Annotated in this window: 14 protein-coding genes; 3 read left to right on the plus strand and 11 right to left on the minus strand. The window is 40.3% G+C overall.

Annotation, left to right across the window (positions count from 1 at the left end; translation table 11 throughout):
* Window positions 1-56 precede the first annotated feature (56 nt).
* Entirely contained in the window at window positions 57-1,778 is a 1,722-nt protein-coding gene (locus LQ216_RS07560; protein WP_230128514.1) for an ABC transporter ATP-binding protein, read from the minus strand.
* A 285-nt stretch (window positions 1,779-2,063) separates the two neighbouring features.
* Between LQ216_RS07560 and LQ216_RS07565 the strand changes: the two genes are divergently transcribed.
* Window positions 2,064-2,369, plus strand: a complete 306-nt coding sequence (locus LQ216_RS07565; RefSeq protein ID WP_230128516.1) for a hypothetical protein — start codon at window positions 2,064-2,066, stop codon at window positions 2,367-2,369.
* Between the two features lie 268 nt (window positions 2,370-2,637).
* Here LQ216_RS07565 and LQ216_RS07570 read toward each other — a convergent pair whose 3' ends face one another.
* From LQ216_RS07570 to LQ216_RS07615, 10 genes are all read right to left on the minus strand, one after another.
* Complete coding sequence (locus tag LQ216_RS07570) at window positions 2,638-3,027, minus strand: rhodanese-like domain-containing protein (RefSeq protein WP_230128518.1); 390 nt, start codon at window positions 3,025-3,027, stop codon at window positions 2,638-2,640.
* Window positions 3,028-3,215: 188 nt separating this feature from the next.
* On the minus strand, window positions 3,216-4,157 hold the full coding sequence (locus LQ216_RS07575; protein WP_230128520.1) for a VanW family protein: 942 nt from the start codon (window positions 4,155-4,157) through the stop codon (window positions 3,216-3,218).
* Window positions 4,158-4,902: 745 nt separating this feature from the next.
* Entirely contained in the window at window positions 4,903-6,270 is a 1,368-nt protein-coding gene (locus LQ216_RS07580) for an aspartate kinase (RefSeq protein WP_230128522.1), read from the minus strand.
* A 186-nt stretch (window positions 6,271-6,456) separates the two neighbouring features.
* Window positions 6,457-8,109, minus strand: coding sequence for a HAMP domain-containing methyl-accepting chemotaxis protein (locus tag LQ216_RS07585; protein ID WP_230128524.1), 1,653 nt, complete (start codon window positions 8,107-8,109; stop codon window positions 6,457-6,459).
* Window positions 8,110-8,129: 20 nt separating this feature from the next.
* Window positions 8,130-9,113: a BMP family ABC transporter substrate-binding protein gene (locus tag LQ216_RS07590; protein WP_230128526.1), complete on the minus strand. Its 984-nt coding sequence runs from the start codon at window positions 9,111-9,113 to the stop codon at window positions 8,130-8,132.
* Between the two features lie 166 nt (window positions 9,114-9,279).
* Window positions 9,280-10,446, minus strand: a complete 1,167-nt coding sequence (locus LQ216_RS07595) for a hypothetical protein (protein WP_230128528.1) — start codon at window positions 10,444-10,446, stop codon at window positions 9,280-9,282.
* Window positions 10,447-10,459: 13 nt separating this feature from the next.
* Window positions 10,460-10,849, minus strand: a complete 390-nt coding sequence (locus LQ216_RS07600) for a DUF6114 domain-containing protein (protein WP_230128531.1) — start codon at window positions 10,847-10,849, stop codon at window positions 10,460-10,462.
* Window positions 10,850-10,863: 14 nt separating this feature from the next.
* Complete coding sequence (locus tag LQ216_RS07605) at window positions 10,864-11,442, minus strand: DUF6230 family protein (protein WP_230128533.1); 579 nt, start codon at window positions 11,440-11,442, stop codon at window positions 10,864-10,866.
* A gap of 177 nt (window positions 11,443-11,619) precedes the next feature.
* Entirely contained in the window at window positions 11,620-12,117 is a 498-nt protein-coding gene (gene queF, locus LQ216_RS07610; RefSeq protein WP_230128534.1) for a preQ(1) synthase, read from the minus strand.
* Window positions 12,118-12,806: 689 nt separating this feature from the next.
* Window positions 12,807-14,555: a methyl-accepting chemotaxis protein gene (locus LQ216_RS07615; protein WP_230128536.1), complete on the minus strand. Its 1,749-nt coding sequence runs from the start codon at window positions 14,553-14,555 to the stop codon at window positions 12,807-12,809.
* Window positions 14,556-14,720: 165 nt separating this feature from the next.
* Between LQ216_RS07615 and LQ216_RS07620 the strand changes: the two genes are divergently transcribed.
* Both LQ216_RS07620 and qoxA read left to right on the plus strand, forming a co-directional pair.
* Entirely contained in the window at window positions 14,721-14,855 is a 135-nt protein-coding gene (locus LQ216_RS07620; protein WP_230128538.1) for a BA3454 family stress response protein, read from the plus strand.
* 347 nt (window positions 14,856-15,202) lie between these two features.
* Complete coding sequence (gene qoxA / locus LQ216_RS07625) at window positions 15,203-16,165, plus strand: cytochrome aa3 quinol oxidase subunit II (protein WP_230128540.1); 963 nt, start codon at window positions 15,203-15,205, stop codon at window positions 16,163-16,165.
* The last annotated feature ends 23 nt before the right edge of the window (window positions 16,166-16,188 follow it).

Genomic DNA, 16,188 nt, shown 5'->3' on the forward strand with positions numbered 1-16,188 from the left:
AGCATGTGGGTGTGATGCATGCCCCGAATTGGAAGGAGGTGCAATTCGTCTCATAATTAAAGGGCCTCCTCTCCGAATTGTGATTGATAAATTTTTTGATAAAGAGGATTGCTTTTAAGGATCTGCTCATGGGTCCCTTTCGCAATCAGGCTTCCATCTTCCATTAACAAAATCAAATCTGCTTTTCTCGCCGTACTGATTTTTTGGGTAATAATGAAGGTTGTGCACGAATATTTCTTCAACGCGTGAAGCAATTGCGCTTCCGTTTTTAAATCAAGTGCACTGGTGCTATCGTCCAAAAGCAAAATCCTTGGTTTTCTGACAAGCGCTCTCGCAATAGATAAGCGTTGTTTTTGCCCTCCTGAGAGATTGACTCCCTTTTGGCCAAGCATCGTATTATACTGCAAAGGCAGTTTCATAATCGATTCATGAATTTGTGCATTTACGGCAGCTTCGATAATCGCTTCATCCGACGCATTTGCTTTTCCCCAGGCGATGTTTTCGCGGACTGTGCCTGTAAAAAGGTGAGCCTCTTGCGGTACAACGCCAATTTGCTTTCGAAGGCGATCAAGCTGAATCTCTTTGACGTTCTGGCCATCAACGAGCACCTCTCCGCCATCCGGATCGTATAGACGCGGTATCAGCTGGAATAACGACGTTTTTCCGGAACCTGTCGCTCCCATGATGGCAACCGTTTCTCCAGACCCGGCAGTAAAGGAAATATCACGTAATACCGGGACTTCCGTTGCGGGATAACGAAAAGAAACCGATTGAAACTCCACTTTGCCTGTCCTGATTTCTGCTGATGCCTCAACATCTATTGAATCAAGCAGGTCAACTTCCGTATCAAAGACTTCATTTATCCGCTGGGAAGACGCCCGTGCCCTTGACAATGCCATGATTAGCCAGGAAAACATAGAGAAGGAGGCGGTAATCCTAGTGGCATAATTGAGGATTGCCACAACCTCTCCGACATTCATATCTCCCCTAGCAATCTGCTCACTGCCAAACCAAAGAATGATAATGATGCTCAGGTTCATAACAAGCAGCAGAATCGGCATCGTTGTTTCGATTAACCTGAAGGAAGCAACCATCTTCTTCTTTAATTGTTCGCTCGCATTCTCGAATCGATTAATTTCAAAATCCTTTCTTAGGAACGCCTTAATTAACCGCATACCTGTTAAATTTTCACGCATCACGCCATTTACGTGATCAAGTTTTTCCTGGACAGACTTGAACAGCTTGCCGGCCCGGCTTATAATCCATATAAGAAAGAAAATAATAATCGGAATCGAAATTAGAAGAATGAATGACAATCTAAAATTCACGAGCAAAGCCATAATCGTTCCACCAATAACAAGCAATGGCGCCCTCAGCATAACTCTCAATCCCATAAACACGGTATTCTGAAGAGCTGATACGTCATTCGTCATTCTCGTTATCAGCGACGATGTCGGAATTTTATCCAGATTTGTAAATGAAAAGGATTGGACTTTCGCGAACAAACCTTTTCTCACGTCATATCCAAAACCCTGGCTCACATGAGAGGAAACAAATGAATTCACGATACCACAAATAAAAGCCAGGACAGAGAGCCCGACCAAAACGCCGCTCCACAGGTAGACCGTCTGTATGTCTTTCTGTAAAATGCCGTCATCAATAATTTTCGCCATTAAGATAGGCTGGATCAGTTCGACGCTCAATTCGACTAGCATCAGAAAAAGAGCAACGGCTATCGGCAGCTTGTATGGCTTAAGAAAAGAAAAGATTTTTTTCATACTGTCACCTGATGGTCCTTCCTTAAGAATGCAAAGCTAGGTCGGGAATAAAGGAATTTATCTAAAACGTTCTTTTATATTTTTATTAACCTTCGAAAAGCTAAAATCTTAAAATTATATAATTATTCTTATTTATATCATACATTTTTTATCCTGGTTTTTAAAACATCCGAATGGATTAAATGTTTAACATGAAGAATCACTTTTTAACAAAATCAAAAAAAAGACGATAAAAAAGATATACGTATAAACGACAGTTGCTCAAATATCCTAGGAGGTTTAAAAATGAGTCCAATTATTGAAGCAATTGCAAATATAATCGAGTCCGTGACTACAGCTAAGTCTGTCGCAGGAACTCCAAACGAAGAACAAATCAATCAAAACATTAGTTTATTATTAGAATTCTATTGGTTCAAAGAAGTGTACCGGAATGAACCATATAAAGAATTAATTGAAACCAATCAAAACGTCAGACATGTCATCGGTATAAGCAATGTGAAAAAAGCGCAGAAAAACTCAAAAAAACAGCTGCAAATTAAAGAGAAAATTATGGAAACTATTACGATTGAGATGAAAAATCAAACTATATAAGTTGAACTAAAGAATTACGCATTGATAAATAATAATTGTTGATTTTTGTCTCATTTAAGCTCCAACTGCATAGGCTGAGGAGAAACCTTTCAGCAACGCTTGCATTCATGTGAAACCCTGGTTTCACATGAATGAGCCAAAAATATATTGGTCAACAGCTTTAAATTCATCTTATATAAGCAAAACCATAAAAAAGAGGAGTTATGAATTTCAACTCCTCAACCGTTATTTCCTATTTCAAATCATAAAAAAGGAGGTATCCAGATTTTTATTCAACCCCAAATCCGGCTTCCTTCCACGCTGTCGTGCCTCCATCAATGTAAGCAACATCATTGAATCCCATTTGCTTTAGCAGATACGCTCCAAGAGAAGCCTGTCCACCAGCGCCGCAGGTAATGATAACTGGTCTGTTGCGATCAGCCAATCGCGGTTCACGCAGATGTTCCGGTAACTCAAGATCGGCACGGATAGCAAGCATTCCCAGTGAAATGTTAGCGCTGCTTGGAATTAACCCACAAGCGCCTGCATCTTTTGCATCCTGCACATCAATCACTAAGGTGTCCGGGTTTTCCTTCATCTTCTCACGGGCTTCTGCCGAACTGATTCCAGACACATTTGCACGTGCTTCCGTTACCATTTCTTTGAACGTTTTCGCCATTTGTAATCCTCCATTCTAAAAATCGCATTTAAAAAATTTCATGGACCATAACTTCTGTTCTTATAATACTTCTATTCTTCTCCTTTCATCAACCAAACTGCCTCCTGAGAAACGTATTTCCACCTATCCCGTTCGGAAAGTTCCTTTCCGCGAAAAAAAGGCAGAAACTTGACGTTTCCACCTTTTCATCAATTCTTGGCCACATATTTAGCGGCTGCCCTTACTTGAACCTCAAGCGTACCATTTTTCCTGTTTGTAATAGTTTTAATCAGCACAGGATAATCTTTGTTATTTATGAATTTGAAGTCTTTCCCGCCATAAGAAACGGTGGCATCCCGATCTTTAGGTACATAGCCGACTTCCTTCGAATGGTGATGTAGCTCAAGAATTCCCAAGCCGGCGCTGTCAATCGCATTGTAAAGCGTACTGGAGGTCTGGCAAATTCCCCCGCCTATTCCTTCCACAAATTCCTTATTAACGATCTCCATAGCCTTTTGATAGCCTCTTTGAGCGGTTCTTTCACCAACGATCCTATTAAAATAGAATCGGTCTCCGGGACCCAGAACGATCTGATCAATTTCTTGCGCGGACAGTGCTATATTAGAGCTTCTTCCCGTCACGCTTGGGTTGAATCTAGTGACAAAGCTCCCCAACACAGCTTGATCTATATTAGCTATCGCTCCAGCCGTAACATTGGGCGCCGATTCACTGATTGGTACTTTTATCTCTCTTTGGAAAGCCTTAAAGTTTTCAAATTCTTTCATAAGGACCTTTTTATCGATCACAACACGGGATTGCCCTGGATTTAATTGACCATTGCTGCGCAATTTAGCAGGGATCATCGCCCGGTCATACTTAACTTCCAGTTGGTTGGCCGTTTCCTTGGCATTTTCTGTGTTTCTGATAGCAGATGCTTTTAATTTTTGCAACTCCGCACCATTCCTAGAGTCAATCAAAACAAGCTCCGGATCGATCCATTCTTTTTTTAATAGCGTCATTTCTTTCTTATCATGATTGCTTATCCCTTGATGTTCCTTTTCTGATGAGCCTAAAGCTGCCCCCGATAAGACGAAACCACTGATTACCACTACAAATCCAAACAACAGAATACCTTTTTTCAAATTGTTCACACCCGCATCCCCAAAGTTTCGTATAATCTATTCTTCAATCTTTATTCTCTTCAAAATCCTTACAAATTTCCCAACTCATTGTAACAATTATATTCCCAATCTTTCACTTTTGCACCAGTTATTTTATTTTATTTTTTTTGAAAAAAATCCCAATAATGCAGCCCTCTTTATCAAAGCAAAGAGGGCCATTTTTTTGAGGGGGGTGTTTCTTTTTATACAATTATTTATGCCGGCAATTCTTGCATACTTGAATCGTTTGGTTTGTATCCGTTTTATATGAGTACACGAGCTTAATTCTTTTTCTTTGGCACAACGGACATTCCCCGCGTCCCTTTGAAGGCAAAGATTTCAAGCTCTTTCCCCGGTACCTCTTAGCCATGTCCATCCATCCCTGTTTAAATAATTCATTCTCTTTATTTAATGATGAACGGAAACAATTATTGTTAGGCTGTTTAACTATTTTTGGGGTTTAGTATAAATATAGTTTTAGTTCTTCTTCCATCTCTTATACAAAATGAGAAATGCTCTTCACAGGTATCAAAGTTCTAATTGAAATTCTCCTATGAATATGGCTATAATCATGCACCATCTAATTTTACCGCCTATTAACTTTTATTTTTTCAGGTAATCGAACAAGAAAAATCAGCCTTATAATAAAAAACTCGCCGATCTAGGATTAGCTCCGGTTTCATTGACTCAGATAAGAATCTGTCCCACTGCAGTCTATGCAATGGGCCTTAATCATCTATCTCGTAACGGGGACTGCGGCGAAAAATTCTTCATACAAAGCCTGCACGGCTTTTATCTCATCCTTATTTTTAACACCGAACATCATGCTGACTTCCGAAGATCCTTGATTGATCATTTCAATGTTCACCTTTGCTTTCGCTAAGGCATTGGATGCCCGAGCGGTTGTCCCTACATTATGGCGCATTCCTTCGCCTACAACCATGATAAGCGCGAGGTCATGTTCAACCTTCACTTCATCCGCACGCAGCTCCTCATAAATCCGGGATACAATTTTGTCTTCGGCATTCTGGTCTATCTGGCCTTGTCTTAGAATGATGGAAATGTCGTCTATACCGGAAGGGACATGTTCATAAGACAGACCGTGTTCTTCTAATATTTGCAGAAGCCTACGCCCAAAACCGATTTCCCGGTTCATTAAGTATTTGCTTACATAAATACTGCAAAAACCATCATCGCTTGCAATCCCTACGACTGGTCCATTAGTGTTATCGCGTTTATTCACGATCTTAGTCCCTACTGCACCCGGGTTATTCGTATTTTTAATATTTACCGGGATTCCCGCGCGGAAAGCCGGAATCAAGGCTTCATCATGAAAAACGGAAAAACCCGCATAAGAAAGCTCTCTCATTTCGCGGTATGTAAGTTCGCGAACTTCCTTCGGATTCGACACCACATTCGGATTTACAGAATATACCGCATCCACATCGGTAAAGTTTTCGTAGAGGTCGGCTTTGACTCCGTTTGCGAGAATAGAACCAGTTATATCCGAGCCGCTCCTTGAAAATGTAATCACTTCTCCACTATTGTTGTAGCCAAAAAAACCAGGAAAAACGATGATACCAGACTGCTCCCGCAATTTATAGAGATTGTCATACGATTCAGCCAGTACCTTTACATAACCCGATTCATCGCCGACAATAAGCCCCGCTTCTCTCGGATTTACGTAATGGGCATCCAAACCCTGACTTTGAAAATAAGCGGCAACCAGCTTCGCGTTATTATCTTCTCCACTTGCTTTTACGGCATCTAAGTATCTATCAGGGTTACTTTTCTCCCCTGTCAATAATTCATGGAGATCTTCGCGAATTTGCTCGGTGATTTCTCCTGGCATATTTAAATGCTCGGCAATGCTCCCATACCTGCTTATAATGGCATCCTCAAGCTCAGACGCTTCGCCATGCTGCAGGTGCCGTTCTGCACATGCGATCAACAAATCTGTCACTTTAACATCATCAGCATGTCTTTTTCCCGGTGCAGACACAACGACAATTTTCCGCTCCGGGTCAGAGACAACGATATTCAATACTTTATTCACTTGTATGCCTGATGCCAGTGAAGAACCGCCAAACTTTACAACCTTCATTCATACATCCCCTATTTTTGATATGATCACTAAAATATAATTTCTATTATCACCTTTTTAGGGAAAACAATCAAGATAAAAAATCCACAATACATGAACAAATGTATTTTGAAGGAGGACAATTAAATATAAAAAGGCAAAACAAAAAGGGTACTCCTTTTGAAGGAATACCCAATTAGATGATATTTACTTTAATTTAAAACTTGATATCGCACTTTGCAGTTCTTCGGCCAAGTTTGATAGTGAAGCTGCTGCTGCGTTCACTTCTTCCATCGAGGCCAACTGCTCCTCAGAGGATGAAGCCACTTCTGATGCACTGGCAGATGTGCTGCCTGCCACTTTTAATATTTCGTTCATTCCTGATGAAACATGTACTACTTCTCCGCTTACTTGTGTGGAGATTTGCGTAATTTCCTTTATATGCTCCCTTACTTCCTCTATTGATTCGAGAATGACATTAAAGGTCTGCCTTGTATCCTGTGCCAGCTGTAATCCGGTACCAACCTTATCTTTTACAAAATCTATGGATTCAACTGATTTTACTGTATCGGCCTGTATATCACTTGTAATGACCGATATTTTGGAGACGGATTGTCCGGTCTGTTCAGCCAACTTACGTACTTCATCCGCAACCACGGCAAAGCCTTTTCCGGCTTCTCCGGCCCGGGCAGCTTCGATCGCCGCATTAAGAGCCAGCAAATTCGTTTGGTCTGCAATATCCTTGATAAGTTTCAGAATGCTGCCGATTTCATCAGACCGCTTATTTAATTGATGCAGCGCCTGATCAGTTTCTTCAACAGATGTATGGATTGAATCCATTTGCTGAAGCGTTTCTTCGACTAAAGCTGAGCCTTGCTTGGTCATTTGATTGGTTGCTTCCGACAATTTTAGAACATCCGAAGCATTCTTGGCAATTTGATTGACCCCTAAAGTACTTTGCTCTACATAACCCACGGACTCTTTGGACATCCTGGTTTGATGTTCTGCGCCTGTGGAAACCTGTTGGATTGATGACGTTATTTGTTCGGTACCACTCATCGTTTCATCCGCACTCGCCATGAGCTCCTCTGCTGATGCAGCTACCTGGCCGGAACTATTGCTGACTTGTTCAATAACCCTGCGAAGATTATCAGTCATTTGCCGGAATGCCTCGTTAAGAGAGAAAATCTCATCTTTTGTACTCACTTGAATATTTTCCACTGCCAGATTTCCTTGAGCTATCTTTTCAGCACTTTCCGTAATCTGCTTAATCGGACCAACAATTCGTTTAGTCAACAAAATAGAAAACAATAGACTTCCAGAAATCAACAAAATTAAAGCAATAACTGAAAATGTTACCATTCCATTAATCTGGTTTTGCAGATCCTTTTGCATTTGATTATATTGATCCGTGATCGCTTGCTTTAATTGATAAATATCATTTTGAACACCTTTTGTCCGCAAAGACTGGCGCTTAATTTCTGCTTGGTTTTCCGACTGTAAGGCAGTAGATGATTCATTGCTTAAAGCATCGAATTTAGTAGAGACCCTTTTAGAAATTTCTTTTTGGTCTTTATCTGTTAGATCATCATTTAACTTATTATAAATGGTTTTTGTTGTCTTGAGATCTTGCTCGATATCATTCGCATTGCTCGCAGACACATTAAGTGAAAATGCGCTTAACGATTTCTGTAAATTTTTTGCCGAGCTGTTCAGTTCTTCCACTTCAACTAACATATCCACAATACTTTCCGTGGAAGACTCTAAAGATTTCATGCCAAAGATCGTGTATCCGATTATGAAAACTGAAAGCAGTAATGGCACTATAGACATCAATAAGATTTTTTGTTGCAGCTTCATTGTAGTGACAACCTCCTTTCTTAAGGCTTTATTGTAATCGATCCGTCAGAAATTTTTTCACGAAGATCGTCTAAGGTATCCTGCTCACTAGCAGATAGCGAAATAACTCGGATCGGTGCTATATCGACCCCGTTTTCCTTAATCCCTAGCTGACTTTTCTTTTTTGAAAGCTTTCCATTTGATGCATATTCTTTAGTCACATCATAAATCGCGTTATCCACCCGTTTTAACATAGAGGAAGCAACAGCTTTTTCCGCTAAATAAAACTGGTCGGTATCTACACCAAAGGAATAGATTCCGGAAGCTTGTGCTTCAAGCAAAACGCCAACACCAGTGAAGCCGGCTGCAGGGTAGATATAATCCGCACCCTGTCCAATCATCTTTTTCGCCATACTTTGCCCCAGTTTGTCATCACCAAAGCTTCCGGCAAACTCAGAAATGACTTTCGCCTTGGGATTAACTGCTTTTACTCCTTCAATAAACCCTTTTTCAAACTTACGGATAAGCGGAACATCCATTCCACCTACAAAGCCGACCGTATTGCTTTTTGTTTTCATGCCGGCAATCGCGCCGATTAAATACGAACCTTCTTCTTCTTTGAAGGTGACGGTATGTACATTCGGTAATTCTGATTCAGAATCGATCAGCAAGAAAGTTTGTTTGGGATATTTCTTAGCTGTCTTATCAATCGCTTCCTGCATGGAAAACCCTAAGCCGATGATAAGGTCATTCTCTTCTTCGACCAGTTCCTCCAAACCTTTTTCATAGGTTTTAGTTTCAGATATTTCCCGATAATCAAACGAAACGTCTAGCTCATTTCTCGCTTTTTCAAGCCCAGCAAAACCCGCATCGGAAAAGGATTGATCGCCTAAGCCCGCATCGGAAAGCATAATCCCTATCTTAACCCGTTCTTTGGATTCCTTAGCAGATGATTCCCCATTTGAACATGCACTGCTAACTAAGAGCAGGACAATCAGAAATGGAATAAGTATATTTCTTTTCATGTAGCATCCATCCTTTCATGAAAGTGTTTCTATATATAACGGCATAAATTGTCATAATTTGATACTTTTAATTGAAGTCGGAATATTAAGTTTTATTAAAATAATATTTTTCAAATTTGAAATAGATTATAACAATAGAAAAAGACAAAGGATTTCTCCCCTGTCTTTATAATAAAATTATATAATTATCGTCTTTACCCTCAAGCCGTTCTTTCATCTTTTTCAACCTTTGTTCTTCATTAGATAGCGTCTTGAATAAGAAATCCAGTCCGAGTTTACTGGTCAATCCTTCCTCCAGCTTTTCCAGCTGCTTTGATAAGGAGGCGTTTCCGTCGCATAATTCCGTCAATGCTTTATCTTTCTTTAGCGCCTCGTCGATTAGATCGATCCCCAGTTCTTTCGATATTTTACCCCCTGAATCTCTTAACCTTTTACAAGATGCAGAAAGGTTTTCCTGTACTGGTTTCGTGATTGGTTCTAGCTTTTTCTCAACCGGTTTTATTACCTTTTCATTAATCGGTTTCACTGTTTTCTTAACAGTATCCTGAACCGGTTTCGTGATCTGGTCGGTTACTTCTTCCACAGGCTCCTTCACGTCTTCCACCGTTTCATCGATGACGTCTCCAGCTTCATCCGGAACTATTTTCTCCAGCTGGGCATCCGTTACTGGATTGGCGGCCGCTTCATTTGAAGTATCGGATTTCCCCTCATCTTCAGGCTCATCACAGACGAGCGGTTCCTTTCCTTCAGACATTTTTTGGACTTCTTTCACGGCTTGATTATAAGGAAGAAGTGCTAAATCGACTAATATTTGTGTCTTTTTCGGCTTGGCTGGTCCTTCATTTCCTGGTACTGTTTGTAATATAAGCTCCTCAATATTGCTTCCTTCCGCATTCATATAATGGACCAGCATCGTTACATCCTCAAGGCCGGCCTGCGGTATGGTTTCAGTTGTCCTGAGGCAGGCCCCCTTTAATGAAATCGCGCTCGTGTCCACAGTCATACCCCTCATTCTCACAGGTCCATCTGCTTTCAAGGTAATGCTTACCGGTCCTTGAGGCGTATTCAATTGTTTAGTTAGTTTCATCCCATAAATTACTGCCTCCTCATAATGAATGCGCATCATCGGAACCTTATCCCTGCTTGATGTTTCTGTGAACACGACAGAAGGCTTCATATTCGTACCTACTACCCGATCGGCTTGTATGACGAATCCGCCCGAATCATCCGTTTTAGCTTTGGCAAAAGAAAAAGGAGACAATGCGAATAACAATAAAAAGTGAACACTGATTATGGCAATTATAAGTTTGCTGTCCAAAAGCTTTTTCTTCATGCGATGGTCTCCTTTACCCTATCTTAGCTGGGCGCTCTGACATCTCCAGTTTCCGTTGCGGTTCTTTCACTTCTGCCGGTCTCCATGCAATCAACAAAGAACCTCCGATAATCCCGAATATCGTACCGAACAGAAATCCGCCCAATGCCCCAATTACAGATAAAATGGAAAAGAATATAGTCATTATGCCAAGCATTCTCGATGAATTGGGAAAAAACATGGCAAGCATGCCTGTCAGCATGATTAAACCGCCAAATAACAACCCGATCATCGCAACGGATCCAGGAAGGAATGTGCTAAGATATAGATTCATCGGCACCCACAGTATCGTGATACCGCTTACAATTATGACCATGGCTCCCCAAAACGGACGCGACTTTCTCCATCCCTTAAACCCCATCATGATTCCTCCCCGTACTACTCATTGATTTTATCGACAGTGAGCTTCATACCGCCCATATTAATCGTTTCCTGGAATAGATAATGTGTTTTAAGATTTGCATCTTCAAGAATGATATTAGAAGACGTTTGTTCGAATTGCTTTGTCCAGTCATCGCTGTTGTTTTCCTTTAAGGTGAGGTTCTGGAATGTGGCATTGGCTTCTATTAACCCGGCATCATGGTGCAGACCAGTTATTTTAACAGGCTTTGAAGCTGTGATTTTCACCCTGATTGTCTCCCCATTCACTTTAAAATCCTTATAGAGCTGAAGATTGGTAATGGTGACATCTTTAATTAAGTTTGTACCTTGGGGAGCCGAATCAGAGCTGCTCGTCTCGCCTAGTTTCGGGAAAAACGTATACCCGGTTCCTTCAAGCTTATCAAACTTAACATAAAAGTCCCCGACACCGGCAATCGGAACGGCATAGGCCACCCCTGAGATCCCAAAAGATACAAGCAATAATCCAAGCAACAGAAATCCCGAGGCCATCGCTGTCCAAAATGCTTTCTTGCTAAAATTACTTTTTACCTGCACTTCCTGCTCTCTTTCGATCATAGAGCACCTCCGTAGTTTTTATAATATTCAAACATCTTTCCTTTTACCTTATACCCATATACTTAAACTCTCAAGCACGGTAAATATCGTAAAAAAAAAAGCCGACCCGTTAAATGTCGGGTAGCTTTAAAAGAGAGCGCCGGTGAAAGACCACCGCCCGTTTATTTTCGTTGATATTTAACGATTATCGATCTTTTCCGGATAAAGATCATGATTCATTAAACGGTAGTCTGCCATTTCTTCATACTTCGTACCGGGCTTTCCATAATTCGTATACGGGTCAATCGATATGCCGCCTCTTGGTGTGAATTTACCCCAAACCTCGATATATTTCGGATCCATCAATTCAATGAGGTCGTTCATGATGATGTTCATGCAATCCTCATGAAAGTCACCGTGATTGCGGAAGCTGAATAAATAAAGCTTTAACGATTTGCTTTCCACCATTTTTTGGCCGGGAATGTAACTGATATAAATCGTCGCAAAATCCGGCTGTCCGGTCATCGGACAAAGGCTCGTGAATTCTGGACAATTAAACTTTACGAAATAATCACGGTTTGGATGTTTATTATCGAACGACTCCAAAATATCTGGCGAATATTCAAAGAGATACTTTGTCCCCTGATTCCCAAGCAAGGTAATATCCTGTAATTCTTCATCTTTTCTTCCAGCCATAAAAAAACTCCCCTTATCATACCGCTGCACACTAACTCTTAAAAGGCTTAGAAAAACAGAAAAACCACATCTCCTTAAGATATGGTTGATAAGTTCAAAGTATCAAAACCATAGTTTTTTAAAGAGGGTTATCGCTATGAACCTCTCCGTGCCGCCAGTTTATCAATTTGTCATTGCTACTATAGGAAAAAAACAGCCCTCTGTCAACCAGATACTTGTTCCGAAGGGCGATTGTAAAATGTAATCATATTTTCACAACCGCTGGAAACGATATATAATCCATGATTTGTTGACAACTACTTTATATTTGAAATGGGGGTTTCACATGAAGAAATTTGCCTTCTTTTTGTTCATTTTCGTTTTATGATTGATGATTTTGAATTTGTGCTCGATGATCTGGATTTGTGCTCGATTACCTGGATTTGTGCTCGATGATCCGGATTTGTGCTCGATAATTTGAATTTCTACTCGATGATCCGGATTTGTGCTCGATGATCGCAATTTCTGCTCGATTACCTGAATTTGTGCTCTATTATCTGAATTTCTGCTCGATTATACAGATTTGTGCTCGATAAAAAAATTTTCGATGGGCAGTACAAGGTCACAGGTTAATAAATTACCTCAACTCAAGTACATAAAGAAACTCCGGCAAGGAACCCTTCCTTACCGGAGTTGCTATTTACGATTCATTATACCTTGAACATGGATACCGACTCATCAAGCTTCTCAGCAAATTCCTTGAGTTGATGGGTCGTTTCTTCCATCTTGTCCATCCTTGAGAGCTCTTCTTTTGACTCTTTTGCCACAGCAACAGTATTTCCTGCAGTCTGCTTTGTGATATTCGCAAACTGCTCAAGGGATGCGAATACTTCCTCGGAGCCTGCACTCATTTGTTCCGTGACTGCTGATACCTCCTGGATTTCTTCGTTCACTTTCTGGACAGATTGAAGAATGCTGTTGAACATTTCTCCCGTTTGCTTAATGGAATTCGTTCCTTTTTGTGCCTTTTCCGTACTTTCAGTCATTTCCAATAAAACATTTTGAGTAACTGAATTGAAGTTCCCGATTAACTGGGAGATTTTTTCTGCTGATGTTTTTGTTTGTTCAGCAAGCCTTCTGACTTCTTCGGCTACCACCGCAAAGCCTTTTCCTTGTTCGCCCGCCCTGGCTGCTTCAATAGCCGCATTTAACGCAAGCAGATTGGTCTGATCCGATATTTCCGCAATAACTTTGGTGATTTCGCTAATTTCATCTACTCCGCTTACCATAGTTTCTAAACGTGACGCCGTCTTTGTTATTGAAGCTTCAACATCCTGGATCTCGTCAATTACCGCGGCTAACTCTTCCTCGCTCTGTGCCACTGTGCCGGTTGCGTCCGTGGAGGTTTCAGATACAGCAGATGAGGAGTCGGCGATTCTTTGGATGCCCACTGCCATTTCCTCCATTGCCTTAACCGACTCTTCGGATTGCCGCATTTGGCTGTCGCTTCCAGCCGCAATGCTAGATATCATCGTTGTTACTGAGTTATTAGTACTTCTCACGGAGCTTACATGTTCGTTTAACTCTTCGGACGTTTTACTTAAATGATGGGATATTTCAACAATGTTTGTAATCATCACCCTGATTCTGCTGGTCATGTTTTTAAACGATTCCGTAACATGCTTGATTTCATCATTTTCTTTTATCGTAAGGTTATTGATCATTTGCTCGGCTTCGCCTATATTTCCTGCTTCTATTTTTTTCGCTGTTTCCGTAATGGTTGATAGTGGTTTCAGCCTTTTTCGGATATAAAATAACAATACTGCGCTGAAGAAAATCATCACAACTAGTATAAGCCCTATAAATATAGGTAGATTATCGGCGACGACAATGCTTTCAATTTCGCTTACATCATCAGCCATAATATCAACACCCATGACACCGATGACTTTTCCGTCAGAATCCTTAATAGGTGCGAAAGCGGAAAGATAGCTTCCGAATTCTGGATCGTCAACGATATCGGTCGAACTAAAGTCTCCCTTTACGGCATCCTCGATATCTTCGTATTTTGTCGCAGTTGTGGGAGAACCGATTGAACTGGCATCTTCATACCCTCTCGGAAACCCGTCTACAAGTATCGATAATTCTTTGTCTTCATTTACTGCAAGCGTATATACGTATGCCGCACCTGTTTTTACTCGGAAATCATTCAGCTGTTCCCGAAGACTCCAATAATCACTTGATTCCGTTTGATCTTCCAAAAACTTCTCATATTTACGGCTATCGAAGGTTTCGGCAACGTTCTTCGCCTGATTAATGCTGAAGTTCGAAATCGACTGCTCAACAGATGTCTTCGTATTAAAAAACAATATAAAAACATTCAAAAGCAAAATAAATAGCATGGCGATCAATAATGCCATAACTATTTTTGTACTTAATTTTATCTCTCTCTTTCTCATGGTTTCCCTCCCTTAAAATTTACTGACTCTTTCTATATCGGTTTTTTCAGTCAAACTTTGACTAGTTATGGAGGAAATTGGAAGAAAATTTTCCTATTCATAGGTTTCACCTTTAATAGTAGAGGTATATAAAATCTGTAAGCAAAATGAGAAAGGATGAACAACATGGTTCAGGTGACTGTAACAATCGATTATTTAGGAAAAAGCTATCAAACGAATGTAATTGCGAGGCCAGAAGAAACAGAAGACGTTATCTTCAGCAAAGCACTCACACAAGTTAAAAGACAATGGACAAATTAGAGAAGCAGGTCAACCTTAAAAGGTGCCTGCTTCTATTTATTTATAAAATAAATATTAAAATAATATATTGACATAAAAAATTAGTGTTCATAATTTTCATGAATAAACAAGCAATTAACCCATTTCCAGAAAACGCTTCCAGCCAATTCCTGCTTAATCATGAACTTTTTGTGACAGTACATGTTTTTAATTGTGTTTTTACCCCCATTGGTACTAATATGAATACGATAGTTCTAGAAGTCTGAACTAGTATTTTATGTTCTAAAGAACATTTGTGAAATAATAAACAAAATTATTTTGTTTTGGTATTTTACAATTTCCTTCATTAAATAAGAAAGGGGTATTTTATGAAAATGAGATTGGTATTATTATCAATGCTTTTCACTATTACCACAGTGCTAACGGGTTGCGATAACCCATTATTGGTCCTAGATCCTAAAGGTCCTCAAGCAGAAACGCAAGCAAATGACATTATGTTATCGATTTGGCTCATGTCGATTATCGTCATTGTTGTTTTCGCACTTCTAATTTATTTGTTATTTAAATATCGTGCGTCTAAACAAAGTGAAGATTATGAACCGCCTTACATTGAAGGGAATGTGTGGGTTGAAGTGATTTGTGTCGGGATTCCGGTTTTAATCGTCGCTTTCCTTTCATTCGTTTCAGTCCAAAGCAATTATAAAGTTGAAGCAACTCCACAAGGATACGAAGATCAAGAGCCTGTAGTTATCTATGCTTCGTCCTCTAACTGGAAATGGCATTTTAGTTATCCGGAAGAAGGAATCGAAACCGTTAACTACTTGAACATTCCAGCAAACCGCCCAATTGAATTTAAACTATATTCGTACGGGCCCATTACTAGTTTTTGGATTCCGCAACTTGGGGGACAAAAATACGCGATGAGTGACATGGTTAACACGTTACACTTAGCTGCAGACGTTCCAGGGGAATTCATGGGACGAAATGCAAACTTCAGTGGTAAAGGGTTCGCTGAAAATACGTTCGACGTCGAAGCTATGCCTCAAGCTGAATATGACGAATGGGTCGAAGAAGTGAAAGAAACCGCTGAACCTCTTTCTGAAGAACAATTCGATGAGTTATTAGAACCAGGTCACCTTGGAAGGTCGACGTTCACTGGAACTCATTTAGAATTCAGTCCACCTCCAACAGGACATGATCATGGATCAAAAGATTCAGATAAGCATTCAGAGCATGAAAATCATGAATCTAGTGATTCAGATGAGCATGAAGATCATGAATCAAGCGATTCCGATGAACATTCGAACACAACGAGCATTAATAGTTTTTGATTTTGATAACAACTAGTTTTACA

The organism is Bacillus sp. CECT 9360, from assembly GCF_918741275.1.
Taxonomy (GTDB): domain Bacteria; phylum Bacillota; class Bacilli; order Bacillales; family DSM-1321; genus Peribacillus.

Bases quoted from the DNA above. Each gene is read 5' to 3' on its own strand.
- LQ216_RS07560 (WP_230128514.1), bottom strand. From the start codon at position 1,778: ATGAAAAAAATCTTTTCTTTTCTTAAGCCATACAAGCTGCCGATAGCC.
- LQ216_RS07565 (WP_230128516.1), top strand. From the start codon at position 2,064: ATGAGTCCAATTATTGAAGCAATTGCAAATATAATCGAGTCCGTGACT.
- LQ216_RS07570 (WP_230128518.1), bottom strand. From the start codon at position 3,027: ATGGCGAAAACGTTCAAAGAAATGGTAACGGAAGCACGTGCAAATGTG.
- LQ216_RS07580 (WP_230128522.1), bottom strand. From the start codon at position 6,270: ATGAAGGTTGTAAAGTTTGGCGGTTCTTCACTGGCATCAGGCATACAA.
- LQ216_RS07585 (WP_230128524.1), bottom strand. From the start codon at position 8,109: ATGAAGCTGCAACAAAAAATCTTATTGATGTCTATAGTGCCATTACTG.
- LQ216_RS07590 (WP_230128526.1), bottom strand. From the start codon at position 9,113: ATGAAAAGAAATATACTTATTCCATTTCTGATTGTCCTGCTCTTAGTT.
- LQ216_RS07595 (WP_230128528.1), bottom strand. From the start codon at position 10,446: ATGAAGAAAAAGCTTTTGGACAGCAAACTTATAATTGCCATAATCAGT.
- LQ216_RS07600 (WP_230128531.1), bottom strand. From the start codon at position 10,849: ATGATGGGGTTTAAGGGATGGAGAAAGTCGCGTCCGTTTTGGGGAGCC.
- LQ216_RS07605 (WP_230128533.1), bottom strand. From the start codon at position 11,442: ATGATCGAAAGAGAGCAGGAAGTGCAGGTAAAAAGTAATTTTAGCAAG.
- queF (WP_230128534.1), bottom strand. From the start codon at position 12,117: ATGGCTGGAAGAAAAGATGAAGAATTACAGGATATTACCTTGCTTGGG.
- LQ216_RS07615 (WP_230128536.1), bottom strand. From the start codon at position 14,555: ATGAGAAAGAGAGAGATAAAATTAAGTACAAAAATAGTTATGGCATTA.
- LQ216_RS07620 (WP_230128538.1), top strand. From the start codon at position 14,721: ATGGTTCAGGTGACTGTAACAATCGATTATTTAGGAAAAAGCTATCAA.
- qoxA (WP_230128540.1), top strand. From the start codon at position 15,203: ATGAAAATGAGATTGGTATTATTATCAATGCTTTTCACTATTACCACA.